The 19,304-nt window shown below is 67.6% G+C and carries 16 protein-coding genes; 13 read left to right on the top strand and 3 right to left on the bottom strand.

Translation table 11 applies throughout. The features are described from left to right. Positions 1-72: 72 nt before the first annotated feature. The 12 genes from ACPUER_RS10495 (at position 73) to ACPUER_RS10440 (ending at position 13,375) form a co-directional block, all read left to right on the top strand. Entirely contained in the window at positions 73-2,175 is a 2,103-nt protein-coding gene (locus ACPUER_RS10495; protein WP_425131039.1) for a FimV/HubP family polar landmark protein, read from the top strand. Further along, complete coding sequence (gene truA / locus ACPUER_RS10490; RefSeq protein ID WP_425131038.1) at positions 2,175-2,987, top strand: tRNA pseudouridine(38-40) synthase TruA; 813 nt, start codon at positions 2,175-2,177, stop codon at positions 2,985-2,987. The genes ACPUER_RS10495 and truA overlap by 1 nt, the downstream gene beginning before the upstream one ends. Next, positions 2,984-3,685: a phosphoribosylanthranilate isomerase gene (locus ACPUER_RS10485; protein ID WP_425131037.1), complete on the top strand. Its 702-nt coding sequence runs from the start codon at positions 2,984-2,986 to the stop codon at positions 3,683-3,685. Before truA ends, ACPUER_RS10485 begins: the two co-directional genes overlap by 4 nt. Positions 3,686-3,739: 54 nt before the next feature. Beyond that, positions 3,740-4,933 carry a tryptophan synthase subunit beta gene (trpB, locus tag ACPUER_RS10480; protein ID WP_111019907.1) on the top strand — a complete coding sequence of 398 codons (1,194 nt, stop codon included), beginning with the start codon at positions 3,740-3,742 and terminating at the stop codon, positions 4,931-4,933. Between the two features lie 9 nt (positions 4,934-4,942). Then, positions 4,943-5,794 carry a DNA-methyltransferase gene (locus tag ACPUER_RS10475; RefSeq protein ID WP_425131036.1) on the top strand — a complete coding sequence of 284 codons (852 nt, stop codon included), beginning with the start codon at positions 4,943-4,945 and terminating at the stop codon, positions 5,792-5,794. A 42-nt stretch (positions 5,795-5,836) separates the two neighbouring features. Beyond that, on the top strand, positions 5,837-6,652 hold the full coding sequence (trpA, locus tag ACPUER_RS10470) for a tryptophan synthase subunit alpha (protein WP_175958731.1): 816 nt from the start codon (positions 5,837-5,839) through the stop codon (positions 6,650-6,652). 65 nt (positions 6,653-6,717) lie between these two features. Further along, a complete protein-coding gene (accD, locus tag ACPUER_RS10465) occupies positions 6,718-7,590 on the top strand; it encodes an acetyl-CoA carboxylase, carboxyltransferase subunit beta (protein WP_175958732.1) in 873 nt (290 codons plus the stop codon). 100 nt (positions 7,591-7,690) lie between these two features. Next, the gene (gene folC, locus ACPUER_RS10460; protein WP_310140414.1) at positions 7,691-9,001 is read left to right on the top strand and encodes a bifunctional tetrahydrofolate synthase/dihydrofolate synthase; all 1,311 of its coding nucleotides are present in this window, start codon (positions 7,691-7,693) and stop codon (positions 8,999-9,001) included. Positions 9,002-9,030: 29 nt separating this feature from the next. Continuing rightward, positions 9,031-9,855, top strand: a complete 825-nt coding sequence (locus ACPUER_RS10455; protein WP_175958734.1) for an SPOR domain-containing protein — start codon at positions 9,031-9,033, stop codon at positions 9,853-9,855. A gap of 6 nt (positions 9,856-9,861) precedes the next feature. Continuing rightward, positions 9,862-10,356: a CvpA family protein gene (locus ACPUER_RS10450; RefSeq protein WP_425131035.1), complete on the top strand. Its 495-nt coding sequence runs from the start codon at positions 9,862-9,864 to the stop codon at positions 10,354-10,356. 51 nt (positions 10,357-10,407) lie between these two features. Further along, positions 10,408-11,940: an amidophosphoribosyltransferase gene (purF, locus tag ACPUER_RS10445; RefSeq protein ID WP_175958735.1), complete on the top strand. Its 1,533-nt coding sequence runs from the start codon at positions 10,408-10,410 to the stop codon at positions 11,938-11,940. Between the two features lie 244 nt (positions 11,941-12,184). After that, the gene (locus ACPUER_RS10440) at positions 12,185-13,375 is read left to right on the top strand and encodes an O-succinylhomoserine sulfhydrylase (RefSeq protein ID WP_175958736.1); all 1,191 of its coding nucleotides are present in this window, start codon (positions 12,185-12,187) and stop codon (positions 13,373-13,375) included. A gap of 129 nt (positions 13,376-13,504) precedes the next feature. On the opposite strand, the gene ACPUER_RS10435 is transcribed toward ACPUER_RS10440, so the two are convergent. From ACPUER_RS10435 to ACPUER_RS10425, 3 genes are read right to left on the bottom strand one after another with little or no spacing between them, the layout of a single operon-like run. Next, positions 13,505-14,467: an NAD-dependent epimerase/dehydratase family protein gene (locus ACPUER_RS10435; protein ID WP_175958737.1), complete on the bottom strand. Its 963-nt coding sequence runs from the start codon at positions 14,465-14,467 to the stop codon at positions 13,505-13,507. Next, positions 14,454-15,500: a GDP-mannose 4,6-dehydratase gene (gene gmd / locus ACPUER_RS10430; protein ID WP_175958738.1), complete on the bottom strand. Its 1,047-nt coding sequence runs from the start codon at positions 15,498-15,500 to the stop codon at positions 14,454-14,456. The genes ACPUER_RS10435 and gmd overlap by 14 nt, the downstream gene beginning before the upstream one ends. Positions 15,501-15,531: 31 nt before the next feature. Continuing rightward, positions 15,532-16,596, bottom strand: a complete 1,065-nt coding sequence (locus tag ACPUER_RS10425) for an acyltransferase family protein (protein WP_175958739.1) — start codon at positions 16,594-16,596, stop codon at positions 15,532-15,534. A gap of 492 nt (positions 16,597-17,088) precedes the next feature. Between ACPUER_RS10425 and ACPUER_RS10420 the strand changes: the two genes are divergently transcribed. Beyond that, on the top strand, positions 17,089-19,281 hold the full coding sequence (locus tag ACPUER_RS10420; protein ID WP_425131065.1) for a hypothetical protein: 2,193 nt from the start codon (positions 17,089-17,091) through the stop codon (positions 19,279-19,281). Positions 19,282-19,304 lie beyond the last annotated feature (23 nt).

Genomic DNA, 19,304 nt, shown 5'->3' with positions numbered 1-19,304 from the left:
TTCTGCGGCAACTTTATTGACGCTTCCAACCGCGAATCCGAGCCGCGCCCGCGCGCGGAGATAGAGCCTACGATGTCCCGAACTTCCTTGTTTCCGCGTCAGTCCCGTCTGTCGCGCGCCGTGCGTGGCGCGCTGGCGATTCTGGCACTCGGCGCAGCCGCGTCGGCCTGGGCGGCCAGCACCGGCGAACTGCCGGCGTCTGCTGCCGGCGCCGCCGCGCCGCTTACCGTGACGGTCCAGCCGGGCCAGTCGTTGAACGACATCGCGAAAGCGGCGACGCAATCGCACGATCCCGGCGTGCTCGCGCGTGCCGGCCGCGCGCTGTTCGACGCCAATCCGCAGGCGTTCATGAAGCGCGACGCGAGCCGCCTGAAAGTCGGCGCGACGCTGACCGTGCCCGCGCTCGACGCAACGGGCGCGGCGCTTGCGCCGGCCAGTGCGTCTGGCGCATCCGGTGCGGCGGCTGCCTCCGCACCCGCTGCCGCGTCGGGCGGTGCGGCGCTCGCGCAGCCCGGTGCGTCCGCGCCGCATCCGGGGTCGGCCGTGCAATCCGCGCCGGTGGCGCCGGCCGTGCATGCGGCGCCGGTGAGCGGTGCGAGCGTCGCGACGGCAGCGGGGGCGTCTGCTTCGGCAGGCGCTTCGGCTGCACACGGCGCGTCGGCTGTCGAAAACATGCAGCCGGCGGCGCCTGCTGCCGGCGCCAGCGGCCCGCATGTGTGGAGCGGCGCGATCCAGTCGGCGCCGTCGTCCGCGAGCGAGGCCGCTGTCCAGCCTGCGCCGGGCAGCCAGGTTTCGGGCGCGAACGAACCGGCCGGTGCGGCACCCGCCACGGGTGCATCGCAGCCGCGGCCGTCGAGCCTGCAGCAACTGCTGGCACTGAAGAATCGCGTGCTGATGGAGTTGCAGAAGCACGGCATCGGCAAGCCGGCCGCGACGAACAACGTCGCGCCTGCGCTGGTGCCTGCCGCGCCGCGTCCGGCCGCAAACGATGCGGGCGCACCGTCTGCCGCATCGCCGGCAGCCGAAGCGGCGTCCGGCGTGGCCGCCAGCGCTGCGCAGCCGGCATCGGCGCCCGCACAGCCGGTCGCACCCGTGACGGCGCCTGCGCGCGCTTCGGATCAGATGGACTGGCGTCCGGTCGCAGCGGCCGGCGCGGCCGTGATCGTCCTCGCGGCCGGGTTTGCGTGGCGCAGGCGCCGGAAGGGCCGGCATACGGACGATGCGGGCACGACGGCTGCAGCCGCTGCAGCGGGCGGTGCCGTGGCTGCCGAAGCGGAAGCGGTGCCGTCCGTCGAACGCGAACTGCCGATCCTGCCCGAGATGCCGGTCGCCCGCGACGCGGCCGCCGACATGAACCTCGCCGCGGCGACTGCCGCAGCGGCGGAGACGGTCGAGCCGCCTGAGGCGGATGCATCGCCTGCACCCGAAGTAACGAAGCCGCATGACGACCAGCCTGAATTGCCGCCTGCGCCTGCCCACGCCGCAGTACCGCCGGAGAACGACGTGGCTTCGGCTCCGGCTACGGCTACGGCCCTGCATGATGCAGAACCGGTAGAACAGGCGGCCACCGACAAGCCCGCCGAGACGCCCACCGAACCTTCGGCGACCGAAACGCAGCACGCGGCGCTGATGCAGAACGCGATCAGTGCGCTCGGCAGCCTCGACATGCCGCTGCCGCCGCGCACGCAGGACGATCCGTCGCTGGCGGCGGACGAGTCGGCCGCACGAGCAGGGCAGTCCGATACCGATAAAATCGCAACTAACGGTCAACCCGCGTCGCGCCCGCCAATTGGCTCGAACGATCCGGGCCAGGAACATCCGGCCGACCAGGACGACGAGTTCGAATGGGACCCGGACGCGACGACACCGGCCGACCACGTGGGCAGCCCGTCCGCGACGTCGTTGCTGCCGCCGCTCGGCGGCGCGCAGTTCGGCGCGCTGAAGCTCGATTTCGACCTCGACCTGCCGTCCACGCCGGGCGCCGCGCTGCCTGCGCTGACACCGGACGAACTCGCGCGTATCGCGCGCAACAAACTCGACCTCGCTGCCGAGTACGTCGAACTGGGCGACCTGTCCGGCGCGCGGACGCTGCTGCAGGAAGTGGTCGACGCGAACGACGCCGCGACGCGCGACGATGCGCGTGCGCTGCTCGCGAAACTCGCGGACGAGGCGTGATGCGGATCGCGCTGGGCATTCAGTACGACGGCGCGGCATTCTGCGGCTGGCAGGCGCAGCCGCACGGCAAGACCGTGCAGAACGCACTCGAGCATGCGCTGGCCGAGTTCGCGCGGGTGCCGCTGCATACGACGGTGGCCGGGCGGACCGACACCGGCGTGCACGGGCTCGGGCAGGTCGTGCACTTCGACACGGATCTCGACCGCGAGGCATTCTCGTGGGTGCGCGGCACCAACGCGTTCCTGCCGTCGACCGTATCGGTGCAATGGGCGAAGCCGATGCCGGAGACGTTCCACGCGCGTTTCTCGGCGTTCGAGCGCACCTATTACTACGTGCTGTACGTGCACCCCGTGCGCTCGCCGATGCTGGCCGGGCGCGCGGGCTGGATCCATACGCCGCTCGACGACGACGCGATACGCACCGCCGCCGCGCACCTGATCGGCGAGCACGATTTCTCGTCGTTCCGGTCGTCGGAATGCCAGTCGAAGACGCCGGTCAAACACCTGTACCGGATCGACGTGCGGCGCGCGGGCCATTTCATCCATTTCCGCTTCCGCGCCAACGCGTTCCTGCACCACATGGTGCGCAACCTGATGGGCTGCCTCGTCGCGGTCGGGCGCGGCCGCTATCCGGCCGACTGGGTCGCCGACGTGCTGGCAGGGCGCGACCGCAACCTCGCGGCGCCCACGTTCATGGCCGACGGGCTGTACCTTGCCCACGTCGGCTACCCGGCGGAATTCGCCGTCCCGCCCGCGCAGCTCGGCAGCGTGCCGTGGAGCAGCGTATGGGCCGATCTGGACCCGCAATCATGACGGATCACGCCGTGTCTCCCTCGACTTCCTCCGCGGCCGGCCTGCCGCCGCGCACGCGCATCAAGCTGTGCGGGCTGTCGCGTCCCGAGGACGTGCTGCACGCGGCGGCGCTCGGCGCCGACGCGATCGGCCTCGTGTTCTACCCGAAGAGCCCGCGCGCGGTGACGATCGCGCAGGCGGCCGAGCTCGCGCGCCTCGCGCCGCCGTTCGTGTCGGTGGTCGGGCTGTTCGTGAATGCGACCGCAGCCGAGATCGAAGCCGTCGTGCGCGACGTGCCGCTCACGCTGCTGCAGTTCCATGGCGACGAGACGCCGGAGCAATGCGACGCGCTCGGCCGCGCGGCACACCTGCCGTGGTTGCGCGCGGTGCGCGTCGGCCCCTCGACGCAGCCGTCCGATTTGGTAGAATCGGCTCTTCATTATTCGAAAGCGCGCGGCCTCCTGTTCGACACCCTGGTGCCGGACTACGGCGGTAGCGGCAAGGTCTTCGATTGGTCTCTTATTCCCGCAGAGCTCGCGCATCGGGCCGTTTTGAGTGGTGGCTTGAGCGCGCAAAACGTCGGTGATGCGATCCGCCAGTTGCGCCCGTTTGCTGTCGATGTCTCGAGTGGCATCGAAGTGGGGGGCGCGAAGGGCGTGAAGGATCACGCCCGGATGGCGGCGTTCGTACGCGCGGTGCGCGAAGCGGACGCCGGGTGATGCAAGCCGGTGCGGCCCCGAAAGCGGGCGCATCGACCGATCGAGAGAGACACCATGTACAACCTTCCTGATGCTCGCGGCCACTTCGGCCCGTATGGCGGCACGTTCGTCGCCGAGACGCTGATTCACGCACTGGACGAACTGCGCGCGGCGTATGAAAAATTCCAGAACGATCCCGACTTCGTCGCCGAATTCGAGCGCGAGCTGAAGCATTTCGTCGGCCGTCCGTCGCCGATCTACCACGCGCAGCGCTGGAGCGAGACGCTCGGCGGCGCGCAGATCTACCTGAAGCGCGAGGACCTGAACCACACGGGCGCGCACAAGATCAACAACGTGATCGGCCAGGCGCTGCTCGCGAAGCGCATGGGCAAGAAGCGCGTGATCGCCGAGACGGGCGCCGGCCAGCACGGCGTCGCGACTGCGACGATCTGCGCGCGCTTCGGGATGGAGTGCGTCGTCTACATGGGTTCCGAGGACGTGCGCCGGCAGGCCGCCAACGTCTACCGGATGAAGCTGCTCGGTGCGACGGTCGTGCCGGTCGAGTCGGGTTCGCGCACGCTGAAGGACGCGCTGAACGAAGCGATGCGCGACTGGGTCACCAACATCGAAAGCACGTTCTACATCATCGGCACGGTCGCGGGCCCGCACCCGTACCCGATGATGGTGCGCGACTTCCAGCGCGTGATCGGCGACGAGTGCAAGGTGCAGATGCCCGAGCTCGCGGGCCGGCAGCCGGACGCGGTGATCGCCTGCGTCGGCGGCGGCTCGAACGCGATGGGCATCTTCTATCCGTATATCGACGATGCGTCGGTGCAGCTGATCGGCGTCGAAGCGGCCGGCGACGGGCTCGACACGGGCCACCACGCGGCATCGCTGATCGCCGGCAGCCCGGGCGTGCTGCACGGCAACCGCACGTACCTGCTGCAGGACGACAACGGCCAGATCATCGAGACGCACTCGGTGTCGGCGGGCCTCGATTATCCTGGCGTCGGCCCCGAGCACGCATGGCTGAAGGACAGCGGCCGCGCGCAGTACGTCGGGATCACCGACGAGGAAGCGCTGAAGGCGTTCCACGACTGCTGCCGGATCGAGGGGATCATTCCCGCGCTCGAGTCGAGCCACGCGATCGCGTATGGCGTGAAGCTCGCGCCGACGTTGCCGAAGGACAAGATCCTGCTCGTCAACCTGTCGGGCCGCGGCGACAAGGACATGCACACGGTCGCCGAGCGATCGGGCATCGAGCTCTGACCCCGACCGATGCGTGACCTGATCGAAGAACCGGGCGGCGGTGCCGCGAGCGAGGCGGAGGCGCTTCAGCCTGCTGCCGTCGTGCCGCGCGCGCTGCCGTCCGGTATCGAACTGCATAACCGCGATTTCCTGACCGATGCCGCGCACCTGCCGGATGCGTCGATCGACCTGATCGTCGCCGATCCGCCGTACGGGCTCGGCAAGGACTACGGCAACGACTCGGACAAGCGTTCGGGCGACGTGTTTCTGGCGTGGACGCGCGAGTGGCTCGAGCTCGCGATTCCGAAGCTCAAGCCGAGCGGGTCGATGTACATCTTCTGCACATGGCAGTACGCGCCGGAAATCTTCAGTTTCCTGAAGACGAAGCTCACGATGGTCAACGAGATCATCTGGGACCGGCGCGTGCCGAGCATGGGCGGCACGACGCGCCGTTTCACGTCGGTGCACGACAACATCGGTTTTTTCGCGGTTTCGAAGGCGTATTACTTCGATCTCGATCCGGTCCGCATCCCGTACGACGCCGACACGAAGAAGGCCCGCTCGCGCAAGCTGTTCGAAGGCAGCAAGTGGCTGGAGATGGGCTACAACCCGAAGGACGTCTGGTCGGTTTCGCGCCTGCACCGGCAGCACGCGGAGCGCGTCGATCATCCGACCCAGAAGCCGCTGGAAATCGTCGAGCGGATGGTGCTCGCGAGCTGCCCGCCGGGCGGCCGCGTGCTCGATCCGTTCATGGGCAGCGGCACGACCGCGGTGGCCTGCGCACGGCAGGGGCGCGACTTCGTCGGCTACGAGATCAACGAAAGTTATTGTGCGATCGCGCACGAGCGCGTGAGCGCGCTCGCCGCGCCGGCATGCGCGTGAATCGCGCGGCCGTATCGCCGAACGAATCCTAGGAAAATTGCCATGTCCCGTATTCAGCAGACCTTTGCCGCGCTCGCCGAACAAGGCCGAAAGGGCCTGATCCCGTTCATCACGGCTGGCGACCCCGATCCCGCGAAGACCGTCGAATTCATGCACGCGCTCGCCGAAGGCGGCGCGGACGTGATCGAACTCGGCGTGCCGTTCTCGGACCCGATGGCCGACGGCCCCGTGATCCAGCGCTCGTCGGAACGCGCGCTCGCGCGCGGCGTCACGCTGAAGAGCGTGCTCGCCGACGTGAAGCGCTTCCGCGAAACCGATGCGAAAACCCCGGTCGTGCTGATGGGCTATGCGAACCCGATCGAGCGGATGGGCGTCGACGCGTTCGCGGCCGAAGCGCAGGCGGCCGGCGTCGACGGCGTGCTCGTCGTCGACTATCCGCCGGAAGAGGCGGGCGTATTCGCCGAAAAGATGCGCGCCGCGCAGATCGATCCGATCTTCCTGCTCGCGCCTACGTCGACCGACGAACGCATCGCCGACGTCGGCAAGATCGCGAGCGGCTACGTGTATTACGTGTCGCTCAAGGGCGTGACCGGCGCGGGAAATCTGGATGTTTCGAGCATTGCGGGTAAAATCCCGGCCATCAAGTCGCGCGTGCCGGTTCCGGTGGGCGTCGGCTTCGGCATCCGCGACGCCGAAACGGCGCGCGCGGTGGCCGAGGTGTCGGACGCCGTCGTGATCGGCAGCCGCCTCGTGCAGCTGCTCGAAAGCGCTGCGCCGGAAGGCGCCGCCGCCGCGCTGAAGGCGTTCATCGCCGAGCTGCGCGCCGCGCTGGACGGCGCGGGCAAGACGGCGCGATAACACCAACATAGGAAGGCGGGAACGGGCTACGCGGCCCGGCCCGCCACGGAACAGGAAACCATACGATGAGCTGGCTCGACAAACTGTTGCCGCCGAAGATCAAGCAGACCGACCCGAAAAGCCGCAAGGGCGTTCCGGAAGGCCTGTGGGTCAAGTGCCCGTCCTGCGAGGCCGTGCTTTACCGCAACGACGTGGACGCGAACCTGCACGTGTGCCCGAAGTGCGATCACCACATGCGCATCGGTGCGCGCGAGCGCCTCGACGGGCTGCTCGATCCGGAAGGCCGTTATGAAATCGGCCAGGAAATCGTGCCGGTCGACTCGCTGAAGTTCAAGGACAGCCGCAAGTACCCCGATCGTCTGAAGGAAGCGATGGACGAGACGGGCGAGACCGACGCGATGGTCGTGATGGGCGGTGCGATCCACACGCTGCCCGTCGTCGCGGCCTGCTTCGAGTTCTCGTTCATGGGCGGCTCGATGGGCTCGGTCGTCGGCGAGCGCTTCGCGCGCGGCGCGCAGAACGCGCTGGAACAGCACGTGCCGTTCATCTGCTTCACGGCGTCGGGTGGCGCACGGATGCAGGAAAGCCTGCTGTCGCTGATGCAGATGGCGAAAACCACGGCGATGCTGACCAAGCTGGCCGAAGCGAAGCTGCCGTTCATCTCGATACTGACCGATCCGACGATGGGCGGCGTGTCGGCGAGCTTCGCGTTCCTCGGCGACGTCGTGATCGCCGAGCCGAAGGCGCTGATCGGCTTTGCCGGCCCGCGCGTGATCGAGCAGACGGTCCGCGAGAAGCTGCCGGAAGGTTTCCAGCGCGCCGAATTCCTGCTGAAGACGGGCGCGATCGACATGATCGTCGACCGCCGCAAGATGCGCGACGAGATCGCGCAGCTGCTCGCGCTGCTGCAGCGACAGCCGGCCGACGCGCTGGCCTGACCGGCGCGAGGTTGTGAACTCTGCGCGTCGCCTGGCTTCAGCGTCAGGCGGCGCGCTTCGTTTTTTGGCGTAGTGGCGGTACCGATCCAGATTTGATCCGATGAGCACTTTTCCCACTCTCGACGCGTGGCTTTCGCACCTCGAACGCGCGCACCCGGTCGGCATCGACATGGGCCTGACCCGCATCGGGCAGGTCAAGGCGGCGCTGCAGCTCGAATTCGCGTGCCCCGTCATCACCGTCGGCGGCACGAACGGCAAGGGCTCGACCTGCGCGTTCCTCGAGACGATCCTGCTGCGCGCGGGCTACAAGATCGGCTGCCACACGTCGCCGCACCTGCTCGAATTCAACGAGCGCGCGCGCGTGAACGGGCAGAACGTCACCGACGACGAACTACTGCCGCACTTCGAGGCCGTCGAAGCCGCGCGCACGTCGCTGCCGGAACCGGTGTCGCTCACGTATTTCGAATTCACGACCCTCGCGATCCTGCATCTGTTCGCATCGCGCGGGCTCGACGCGGTGATCCTCGAAGTCGGCCTCGGCGGCCGGCTCGATGCGGTCAATATCATCGATGCCGATTGCGCGATCGTCACGAGCATCGACATCGACCATACCGAATACCTCGGCGACACGCGCGAGAAGATCGCGTTCGAGAAGGCCGGGATCTTCCGCGCGGGCAAGCCGGCGATCTGCGGCGATCCGGCCGCGCCGCAAACGTTGATCGACCATGCCGAAGCGATCGGCGCCGATCTGTGGCTCGTCGGCCGCGATTTCCGCTACGAGGCACAGGCGGGTGCGGAGCGCCAGCAGTGGAGCTACCTCGGCCGCGAGAAGCGCTATCCGGCGCTCGCGTATCCGGCGCTGCGCGGCGCGAATCAACTGATCAATGCATCGGCCGCGCTCGCCGCGCTCGAGGCGCTGCGCCCGGTGCTGCCGGTATCCGCGCAGGACATCCGGCTCGGGCTCGCGAACGTCGAGCTGCCGGGGCGCTTCCAGGTGCTGCCCGGCAAGCCGGCGATCGTGCTCGACGTCGCGCACAACCCGCACGCGGCGGCCGTGCTCGAGCAGAATCTCGGCAACATGGGCTTTTTCCCGTACACGTACGCGGTGTTCGGCGCGATGCACGACAAGGACATCGACGGCGTGCTGCGGCACCTGAAAGGCGAGATCGACCACTGGTGCGTGACCGACCTGCCGCTGCCGCGCGCGGCCTCCGCGGAGCAGCTCGAAGCCGCGCTGCGCAAGGCTGGCGTGGAGGAGGGGCCCGATTCGAGCGTGACGCGTTACGCGTCGCCGGCCGAAGCGTTTCGCGATGCACTAAAAAGAGCATCCGAGAATGATAGAATCGTGGTTTTCGGCAGTTTCCATACGGTTGCCGGCGTGCTGGCCTACCGTAAATCGCAGCAACACTGACTGACGGGCAGTTTCGGACTCAGCCATTCATGGGAATTTTCTCGTTCGGCAAAAAAGACGACGACGCACCCACGCGGCGCGGCGGTCGCACCGGGACCTCCCGGAACGTGCGCACGGAGCGCACTGAACGCGTCGAGCGGCGCCCGCGCCGCACCGAGCGTCCGGAATCGGACGCGCTGCTCCTCGATCCGACCCTTCCAGAAAAGCAACGCGCGCGCCGTCGCCTCGTCGGCGCGATCGCGCTCGTCGTGGCCGCCGTGATCGTGCTGCCGATGGTGCTCGATTCGCACCCGAAGCCGGTGACGGACGACATCGCGATCGACATCCCGAACCGGCCCGCGCACCAGGCAGTCGCGCCGCGTGACGACGACGCGCCCGACGTGCAGGCAGGCGTCGCGCACGACGAGCCGCCGGCCTCCGATGCCTCCGACACGGCCGTCGCGGCAGCACCCGCCAAGCCGGCCGCGAAACCCGATACGACGACCACGGCGAGCGTGACGCCGCCGAAGCCCGCGCCGAAGCCGGCTGCTCCCGCGGCGAAACCGGCCGCGCCGAAGCCGGCGCCCGCGACCGTCGCGAATGCCGACGCCGCGAGCCCGGACAGCGGCGATGCATCGTCGCCGTCGTCGCCGGCCGGTGCGCGCTTCGCGGTGCAGCTCGGTTCGTTCAAGGATGACGCGACGGCCCGTTCGTGGGCGACCAAGTTGAAATCGGCGGGCGTGCCCGCATATGTCGAGCATCGCAAGCAGGCAGACGGTGGCACGGCTACACTGTTGCGTGCCGGCCCGTTCGCGGATCGAGCGGCGGCGTCCGCCGCGATCGCGAAGGTGCGCGAAGCCGGTCTGACGCAGTAACGCACGATGATGACCGCTTTCGACTACGCTGTATTGGCGGTGATCGTGTTGTCGGCGCTGCGCGGTGCGTGGCGCGGCTTCGTGTCGGAGATTTTCGGGCTGATCGGCTGGATCGCGGCGATCGTGATCGCCGGTCGCTACGTCGGGCTGGTCGTGCCGTACATTCCGGCGAACTGGCCGGGCGGCGCGCTGACGCAGTGGGTGATCGCCTTCGCGTTGGTCGTGATCGGCGTGGTACTGGTCGCCGGCGTCGCGAACGCGCTGCTGTCGCGGATCGCGCAGGCGAGCGGCCTGGGCGGCGTCGACCGCTCGCTGGGCATGATGTTCGGGCTCGTCCGCGGCTGTGTGCTGGTGGTGCTGCTGGTCGCGGCGGCCGGGCTGACCGAACTGCCCAAACAGGATTTCTGGCGCAATGCGCTATTGCGTCCTTTCGCCGAACAGGGCGTGCACGAGCTGAAGCAGCTCCTGCCCGACGGCATGGCCCAGTACGTACGCGTGTGACGACGCGGCCGGGCAGGACGTAACCGATTTTGTCATTCTGAAGGACATGCCATGTGCGGCATCGTAGGCGTTATCTCCCAATCTCCTGTCAACCAGCTGATCTATGACAGCTTGCTGCTGCTGCAGCATCGCGGTCAGGACGCAGCGGGCATCGCGACGGCGGACGGCAGCAATTTCCACATGTACAAGGCGAACGGCATGGTGCGCGACGTGTTCCGCACGCGCAACATGCGCAGCCTGCCCGGCACCTACGGCATCGGCCAGGTGCGCTACCCGACGGCCGGTTCGGCGTCGAGCGAGGCCGAGGCGCAGCCGTTCTACGTGAACGCGCCGTTCGGGATCATCCTCGCGCACAACGGCAACCTGACGAACTGGCAGCAACTGAAGGACGAGATGTTCCGGATCGACCGCCGGCACATCAACACCAATTCCGACAGTGAAGTGCTGCTCAACGTGTTCGCACACGAGCTGCAACTGTCGACCACGGGCCTCGAGCTCGATCCGGCCTCGGTGTTCAAGGCGGTCTCGGGCGTCCATCGCCGCCTGCAGGGCTCGTATGCGATCGTGTCGCTGATCGCCGGCTACGGCCTGCTCGCGTTCCGCGATCCGTTCGGCATCCGCCCGCTCTGCATCGGCAAGCTCGAAACCGAGCACGGCACCGAGTGGATGGTCGCGTCGGAGTCGGTCGCGGTCGAAGGCATCGGTTTCGAATTCGTGCGCGACGTGCAGCCGGGCGAGGCGATCTTCATCGACCCGGCCGGCAACTTCCACAGCCAGCAATGCGCGGAGCAGCCGACGCTGAATCCGTGCATGTTCGAATACGTGTACCTCGCGCGTCCGGATTCGTGCCTCGACGGCGTGCCCGTCTACAACGTGCGCCTGCGCATGGGCGACTATCTCGCCGAGAAGATCAAGCGCGAGCTGCCGAACGTGCCGATCGACGTCGTGATGCCGATTCCCGATTCGTCGCGCCCGGCCGCGATGCAGGTCGCCGCGAAGCTCGGCGCCGAGTATCGCGAAGGCTTCTTCAAGAACCGCTACGTCGGCCGTACGTTCATCATGCCGGGGCAGGCCGTGCGCAAGAAGTCGGTGCGCCAGAAGCTCAACGCGATGAGCATCGAGTTCAAGGACAAGCACGTGCTGATCGTCGACGATTCGATCGTGCGCGGCACGACCTCGCATGAGATCGTGCAGATGGCGCGCGATGCGGGCGCGAAGTCGGTGATCTTCGCGTCGGCGGCGCCGCCCGTGAAGTTCCCGAACGTGTACGGCATCGACATGCCGACGCGCGGCGAGCTCGTCGCGCACGGCCGTACCGACGACGAAGTCGCGAAGATCATCGGCGCCGATCACCTGATCTACCAGGACGTCGACGACCTGCGCCGCGCGGTGCGCGACATCAACCCGAAGCTCGAACGCTTCGAGGCGTCGTGCTTCGACGGCAACTACATCACCGGCGACGTGACGCCCGAGTATCTCGACGCGATCGAGCGCGCGCGCCTTACGCCGGCGTCGCAGGCCGATCGCGACACGGCCGGCGACACCGGGCGCTCGCAGATGAACCTGCAGCTGTCGGTCGAGTGACACCGGCGTACGCTTTTGCCGAAGCGTGATAGGATGTTGCCTTGCGTCGATTTGATATCAGCTTGCGGACGCGGGGCGACTTCCCAAAACAGCTAAAGCGAAGGCCGGCGGCAGTCGGCCCGAGTCGATCGCTGTCGTACCGCCCGAAGCCCGCTGATGCCGATGCATAGCGGGCTTTTTGTTTTGGCCTGGTTTTGACTTGGCCTGCGCGACACGCGCGGCCATCGAATACGGAAAACGGAACATGGACGACTCCCTCAACTTCGACACGCTTGCCGTGCGCGCGGGCACGCTGCGCAGCGACTTCAACGAGCACTCAGAAGCGCTGTTCCTTACGTCGAGCTTCTGCTTCCAGAGCGCGGCCGACGCGGCCGAGCGCTTCGCGAATTCGGAAGACTACTTCACCTATTCGCGCTTCACGAACCCGACCGTCACCATGTTCCAGGAGCGTCTCGCGGCGCTCGAGGGCGGCGAGGCGTGCATCGCCACCGCGTCGGGGATGGCCGCGATCATGTCGGTCGTGATGTCCGCGCTGCAGGCGGGCGATCACCTCGTCAGCTCGCGCAGCCTGTTCGGCTCGACGCTCGGGATGTTCTCGCAGATCTTCAGCAAGTTCGGGATCACGACGACCTTCGTCGATCCGACCGACCTGAACGCATGGCAGGAAGCCGTGCGGCCCGAAACGAAGATGTTCTTCCTCGAGACGCCGTCGAACCCGCTGACCGAGCTCGCCGACATCGAGGCGATCGGCAAGATCGCGAAGCAGGCCAACGCGCTGTTCGTCGTCGACAACTGTTTCTGCAGCCCGGTGCTGCAGCAGCCGCTGAAGCTCGGCGCGGACGTCGTGATGCACTCGGCGACGAAATTCCTCGACGGGCAGGGCCGCGTGCTCGGCGGCGCGCTGGTCGGCTCGAAGGAATTCATCATGGGCAAGGTGTTCCCGTTCGTGCGCAGCGCGGGCCCGACGCTGTCGGCCTTCAACGCGTGGGTGCTGCTGAAGGGGATGGAGACGCTGTCGCTGCGTGTCGAGAAGCAATCGGCGAACGCGCTGGAAATCGCGCGCTGGCTCGATTCGCATCCGGCGGTGGCACGCGTGTTTCATCCGGGCCTCGAGTCGCACCCGCAGTACGAACTCGCGAAGCGTCAGCAGAAGGCGGGCGGCGCGATCCTGTCGTTCGAGCTGAAGGGCGACACGCCCGAGCAGCAGCGCGCGAACGCATGGCGCGTGATCGACAACACGAAGCTGATCTCGATCACCGGCAACCTCGGTGATACGCGCACGACGATCACGCATCCGGCGACCACGACGCACGGCCGCATCACGCCGGAAGCGCGCGCGGCGGCAGGGATCACCGAAGGTTTGATCCGCTTGTCGGTCGGCCTCGAGAACGCGGGCGACCTGCGTAACGATCTCGCGCGCGGCCTGGAGGGCTGAGCGACGCGGTGCTTTCGCCGCATCGACGCATCAACGACGACGGGCCGCCTGCAAAACAGGCGGCCCGTTGTTTTTCCCGCATGAAGGCATGGCGTCCGGCGCACCGCGCTCGTGCATGCGCCGCGTGATTCAGCCGGCGTGCCCGTGCGGCGCGGCACGCATCGCATCCACCATCCACCGCAGCGTTTCGTCGAGCGGCGTGACGGGCAGCTCGCCCACCGCGCGCCGCAGCTTGTCGCGCGACCCGCTCAGGCTTTTCACTTCGTTGTGCCGCACGAAACGCGGATCGACCGTCACGTCGATCACGTAACCGGCGATGCGCGACAGCATCGCCAGCACTTCCTTCAGCGAATACGCGCGCTCCGAGCAGACGTTGAACGTCTCGCCGGCCGGCGCCGCTTCGAGCAGCTTCAGATAGGCGGCCGTCACGTCGCGCACGTCGGAGAAATCGCGGCTCACGTCGAGATTGCCGAGCGAGATGCGCGGTTCGTTGCGCGCGTAGTGCGCGGCGAGCTTCGGCAGCAGATACGCTTCGCCCTGGCCGACGCCCGTGTAGTTGAACGGCCGCGCGATCACGATCGGCAGCCGGTCGGCCCACAGCTTCGCCGCGTATTCCATCGCGAGCTTGCTGACCGCATAGTCGTTGGCGGGGGCGGGCGCGACGGTCTCGTCGAGCACGCCGGCCGTCGAATTGCCGTAGATGTTCGCGCTGCTCGCGAGCAGCACGGCCGACGGGCGGTGGTCGAGGCCCGCGAGCGCGGCCAGCAGGTTGCGTGTGCCGACGATATTGACCGCGTAGGTCTGCGACGGCTCGTCCTGCGCGACATGCGCGCGCGCGGCGAGATGCACGACCGCATCGGGCCGTGCATCGGCGGCCGCCGCACGCATCGCGTCCGCGTCGAGCAGGTCGACGGGCAGCAGCGTGCAGTGCGCGAAGGCCGGATCGTCGGGCCGCGGCGCACCGGGCGCGACCGTGCCCCAGACGTCATAGCCGGCCGCCTGCAGGCGTTCGAGCATGTAGCGGCCCGTGAAGCCCGTCAGGCCCGTGACGAACGCACGGCGCGACGGGCGTCCGGCTTCAGAACGTGTCATGGTGCTGGTTCCGCATCAAATCCGCTTCGACCATCATCTGGCAAAGTTGTTCGAGCGTCGTCTTCGGCACCCAGCCGAGCTTCGCTTTAGCCCTGTCCGCGCAGCCGATCAGCAGGTCGACCTCGGCGGGGCGATAGAACTTCGGGTTCACTTCGACCAGCACGTTGCCGTTCGACGCGTCGAGGCCGCGTTCCTGCTCGCCCTTGCCGGTCCATTCGAGCTGGTAGCCGGCAGCCGCGAATGCCATCTGCACGAAGTCGCGCACGGTCTCGGTGCGATTGGTCGCGAGCACGTAGGTGTCGGGCTCGTCGGCCTGCAGCATGCGCCACATCCCTTCGACGTATTCGAGCGCGAAGCCCCAGTCGCGCTTCGCGTCGAGGTTGCCGAGCTCGAGGCGGGTCGCCTTGCCGAGCTTGATCTTCGCGACGGTGTCGGTGATCTTGCGCGTGACGAACTCGCGGCCGCGCAGCGGCGATTCGTGGTTGAACAGGATGCCGCTGCTGCCGAACAGGCCGTACGACTCGCGGTAGTTCACGGTCATCCAGTGCGCGTACAGCTTCGCGACGCCATACGGGCTGCGCGGATAGAACGCGGTCGTTTCGGTCTGCGGAATCGCCTGCACCTTGCCGAACATCTCGGACGTCGACGCCTGGTAGAAGCGCGTCTTCGGGCTCACGACGCGGATCGCCTCGAGCAGGTTCAACGGGCCGAGGCCCGTCACTTCCGCGGTCGTCGCCGGCTGGTCGAACGACACGCCGACGAAGCTCTGCGCGGCCAGGTTGTACAACTCGTCGGGCTGCGTGCGTTCGAGCAGGCGCAGGCTCGAGCCGGCGTCGGTCAGATCGTGTTCGACGAGCGTGAGGTTCGGGTGCGTGTCGACGCCGAGCTCGGCGATGCGCCAGAAATTCACCGAACTGGTGCGGCGATAGGTGCCCGTGACCTCGTAGCCCTTGTCGAGCAGCAGTTTGGTCAGGTAGGCGCCGTCTTGCCCCGAGATCCCGGTAATGATGGCCTTTTTACGAGTTTGGCTCATGGCGTTGTCCTGGTAGAAGCGAAAGGGAAAATCAGGCGGTCGTGCTGGCGGCGGCCGGCAGCGCGCGGCGTGCGGGGCCGCGCGTCAGGCGCCGTTCGAAGCCGTACCAGCTCAGGGTCGCGTAGGCGAGCGTGATCGCGAGCGCGAGCGCGGCCGTGACGAAGCGGTTCAAGTGCAGCGGCCACAGCGCGTACAGCACGCTCAGGTGGATCAGGTACACGGTGTAGCTGACGGTGCCCACGTAGACGAGCATCGGGTTCGTCAGCGCGCGTTGCACGATGCCGCGGCCGCGCAGCGCGATCACGACGATCGACGTGCACAACAGCAGCGAGATGCTGTAGAGCGCCGCATTGGACAGCGGCGTGTTCGCGGCGCGAAAGCGCGGGAACGACAAGTGCAGCCAGCCGAGGATCGCGAGCGACACGAGCGCGCCGACGATCGCGAGCGGGTAGAACGGCTCCAGCGCGCGCCGGTCGCGGCGCAGCACGATCGCGAGCAGCGCGCCCGCGGCGAGCAGGTCCATCCGGAACGGCGTCAGGTAGTAGATCGGCCAGAACGAGTCGAACCACGGCGTCGCGATCGCACGCAGCACCGGAGCCGCGACGATCAGCGCGGCGGCGACCCACAGCAGCGCTCGCTCCGAGCACCACAGCACGACGAACGGCCAGAAGATATAGAACTGCTCCTCGACCGCGAGCGACCACAGCACGTTCAGGCTGTCATGCCCGATGCTGCCGAGCGACAGCCCGATATTGGTCGAGAAGAACGCGAACCACGGCCAGTGCGGCAGCCAGCTCGCGCCGAACAGGATCGTCGACACCACCAGCAGCAGCACGTACGGCGGCAGGATGCGGCGCACGCGGCGCGCGTAGAAGTGGCTGAAGTATGACTGCCCGCGCGCCTTTCGTTCGAGCAGGATGCCGGTGATCAGCAGGCCGCTCAGCACGAAGAACAGGTCGACCCCCATCCAGAGCGGCGCCTTCAGCGCGTGCTGCAGGAACACGGCGCCGACCGCGATCGCGCGCAGCCCGTCGAGCTGCACGATGCGGCCGTGTTGCGGCGGGGCCAGGTCGGCGGGTCGCGAGATGCCCGTCATCGCGCCGCTCCTTCGCAACGCGCGGCGGGGGCCGCGGCGCGTCGCACATCCGATGCGTGAACGTAATGCATGCCTTTAAATGAAATATCGAATCGAAAACGATTCTAGGGAAAAGAAATCGGCAAAAAAACGCATGCGACTTATCTGACGACAAGCATTCAAATGCCGATTATTCCGGTCGCGAGGTGAAAGGTTGATGCCCAGGCAGCCGCGACAGGCGGAGCGGAGCGGCATTTTCTACAGCGCGACGCGTGAAAGGCGGTCGTTATTGCCGTTTCCGGACGCCATTTTCCGCCTGTTCCGGTTCGATATTTCAGGCGGAAACATCCCCAAATATTTCCAAATTTCTTGTGATTATTTTTGCTTGTAACCTGCATCGCGACGTTTGAAACCCATTTAGCGACAGGGTGCGCCAGCGGCAGTTTGGGGCGGCGCCGGTCGCTGTTGCATCGAGTCTGGAGAAGCGCATTGCGACGTCTGATTCTGGTAGGCATGACGGTATGCGCGACGCTGCTGACGAGCGCCGCACCGGCCGAAACGGTGTTGCCCGCGACGACGTCGTGGATCGGCAACACGTTCGGCTATGGCGACGGCAGCTGGACGCAGATCGACATCCGCGCGATCGCGGTGACGCCTGAAGGCAAGGTGTATACGAATGCGCCGTGGGACGAAAGCGGGGCCGAGGCGAGCGTCTACCAGGACGGGAAGATGCTCGGCTTCGCCGGCGGCACGCACGGCTGGGGCAATCTCGGCGGCAACGCGATCGCCGTGAACAGCAAGTACGCGTATGTCGCGATCGGCGTCGGCAACGAACGCGGCCACCTGCAGTCGCCCGGCATCTGGCCGGACAAGGGCAAGCAGTGGTTCGGCATCTCGCGGCGCACGATCGGCGACATGAAGCAGCCCGCGCCGTTTCGCGCGGCACCGCAGGTCGCGCCGGGCGGACGCGCCGATGCCGGCCGCGCGCGCATGGCCGCGAGCTTCATGATGATGAACGAGGTGCCGGCCCCCGCGCGCTCGGAAGTGGGCGAGGTGAAGGCGGAAGTGGGCGGCCTCGCGGCCGACGACAAGACGCTGTTCGCGACGAATCCGTCGCACGACGTGGTGGACGTGTACGACGCGGAGACGATGCAGCAGAAGGGCACGTGGAGCGCGCACGAACCGGGCCGCATCGCGCTCGCGGGCGACGGCACGCTGTGGCTGCTCACGGACACGCTCAGCGGCCCCGCGCACCTCGTGCACGTGCGTGCGGACGGCCGCAAGCTCGACGACGCGCCTGCGCTGCCGGAAGGCACCGACGCGGTGGACGTGGCGGTCGACGCGAAAGGGCGCGTGCTCGTCGCGGACAACGGGCCGCGCCAGCAGATCCTGATCTTCTCGAAAGGCGGCAAGGGTTATGCGCAGTCCGGCACGCTCGGCGAGCGCGGCGGCATCTTCGCCGGCCCGGTGCCGGGGCGGCCGGGGCCGCAGCGCTTCAACGGGCTGACGGGCGTCGGCGTCGACCGCGCGGGCAACGTGTATGTGTCGATGAACGGCATCGGGCCGCGCCACGACACGATCGGCGCCGGGCTCGGCGCGGTGCTCGAAAGCTATACACCGGACGGCAAGCCGCGCTGGCAGGTGCAGGGGCTGCTGTTCGTCGACGGCGCGTGGCTAGACCCCGCGCGGCCGAACAGCGTGTACACGGGCAACAAGCGCTTCGAGCTCGACCTGTCGAAGCCGCCGGGCCAGGACTGGAAATACGTCGGCTTCCTGTCGAACCGCTTCAAGTATCCGGACGACCCCGTGTTCCACACGGACCAGTGGCCGGGCATGCCGATCGCGCGCCGCGTCGACGGCCGTACGTTCCTGTACCTGACCGACATGTACGCCGATCACCTGAAGATCTACCGCTTCGATGCGAAGCGCGACGGCGAGGTGGCGATTCCGTCGGGCCTGATCGCGGGCCGCGCGCGGCCGGTCGACAAGGTGCCGAACAAGCCGCCCGGCGGCGACTGGCTGTGGCGCGATGCGAACGGCAACGGCCGGCTCGACGCCGACGAGTTCGAGATCAACACGACCGGCAAGGCCAAGGCGGGCGGCTGGGGCTGGTGGGTCGACACGAAGGGCGACATCTGGCGCACGAGCGACGTGCGCGGCATCCACCGCTTCCAGTCCGGCGGCGTCGACAAGGCCGGCAACCCGATCTACTCGTACGACAAGGTCACGACCTACCCGATGCCGCAGCCGTTCACGCAACTGCGCCGCTCGATCTACGACGCGCAAGCCGACACGCTGTACGTGACCGGCTACACGGCCGACGCGCCGCCGCAGCCTGGCATCAACAAGGAAGTCGGCCGCGTGCTGGTGCGTTTCGACAAGTGGTCGACCGGCTCGCCCGTCGTGCGCTATACGGTCGCGCTGCCGTGGCAGCTCGACGCGAAGCCGATCCTGGACCTGATCGGGATCACGGTCGAGGGCCGCTACATCTTCACCGTGGAGCCGGTCGGCAAGATCCACGTGTACGACAAGGACACCGGCAAGGAAGTGGGCGTGATGAGCCCGGGCACCGAGGTCGGCAAGGCATCCGGCTGGGTCGACGTGCCGTTCGGCATCAGTGCGTTCCGGCGCGAGAACGGCGAATACCTCGTGTTCGTCGAGGAAGACGCGCGCGGCAAGGTGCTGATGTATCGCTGGAAACCGTGACGGGCGGCGCGCCGCTCACGACG

This window comes from Burkholderia sp. DN3021 (assembly GCF_049805555.1).
Lineage (GTDB): Bacteria > Pseudomonadota > Gammaproteobacteria > Burkholderiales > Burkholderiaceae > Burkholderia > Burkholderia pyrrocinia_C.
The sequence above is the reverse complement of the archived record's forward strand: the minus strand, read 5'-3'. Positions and strand labels throughout refer to the sequence as shown.

What these genes read in the sequence shown, in the direction of transcription:
- ACPUER_RS10420 (WP_425131065.1), top strand. Translation starts at nt 17,089, where the DNA reads ATGACGGTATGCGCGACGCTGCTGACGAGCGCCGCACCGGCCGAAACG.
- ACPUER_RS10450 (WP_425131035.1), top strand. Translation starts at nt 9,862, where the DNA reads ATGATGACCGCTTTCGACTACGCTGTATTGGCGGTGATCGTGTTGTCG.
- accD (WP_175958732.1), top strand. Translation starts at nt 6,718, where the DNA reads ATGAGCTGGCTCGACAAACTGTTGCCGCCGAAGATCAAGCAGACCGAC.
- ACPUER_RS10485 (WP_425131037.1), top strand. Translation starts at nt 2,984, where the DNA reads ATGACGGATCACGCCGTGTCTCCCTCGACTTCCTCCGCGGCCGGCCTG.
- trpB (WP_111019907.1), top strand. Translation starts at nt 3,740, where the DNA reads ATGTACAACCTTCCTGATGCTCGCGGCCACTTCGGCCCGTATGGCGGC.
- ACPUER_RS10435 (WP_175958737.1), bottom strand. Translation starts at nt 14,467, where the DNA reads ATGACACGTTCTGAAGCCGGACGCCCGTCGCGCCGTGCGTTCGTCACG.
- ACPUER_RS10495 (WP_425131039.1), top strand. Translation starts at nt 73, where the DNA reads ATGTCCCGAACTTCCTTGTTTCCGCGTCAGTCCCGTCTGTCGCGCGCC.
- purF (WP_175958735.1), top strand. Translation starts at nt 10,408, where the DNA reads ATGTGCGGCATCGTAGGCGTTATCTCCCAATCTCCTGTCAACCAGCTG.
- ACPUER_RS10475 (WP_425131036.1), top strand. Translation starts at nt 4,943, where the DNA reads ATGCGTGACCTGATCGAAGAACCGGGCGGCGGTGCCGCGAGCGAGGCG.
- ACPUER_RS10425 (WP_175958739.1), bottom strand. Translation starts at nt 16,596, where the DNA reads ATGACGGGCATCTCGCGACCCGCCGACCTGGCCCCGCCGCAACACGGC.
- ACPUER_RS10455 (WP_175958734.1), top strand. Translation starts at nt 9,031, where the DNA reads ATGGGAATTTTCTCGTTCGGCAAAAAAGACGACGACGCACCCACGCGG.
- folC (WP_310140414.1), top strand. Translation starts at nt 7,691, where the DNA reads ATGAGCACTTTTCCCACTCTCGACGCGTGGCTTTCGCACCTCGAACGC.
- truA (WP_425131038.1), top strand. Translation starts at nt 2,175, where the DNA reads ATGCGGATCGCGCTGGGCATTCAGTACGACGGCGCGGCATTCTGCGGC.
- gmd (WP_175958738.1), bottom strand. Translation starts at nt 15,500, where the DNA reads ATGAGCCAAACTCGTAAAAAGGCCATCATTACCGGGATCTCGGGGCAA.
- ACPUER_RS10440 (WP_175958736.1), top strand. Translation starts at nt 12,185, where the DNA reads ATGGACGACTCCCTCAACTTCGACACGCTTGCCGTGCGCGCGGGCACG.
- trpA (WP_175958731.1), top strand. Translation starts at nt 5,837, where the DNA reads ATGTCCCGTATTCAGCAGACCTTTGCCGCGCTCGCCGAACAAGGCCGA.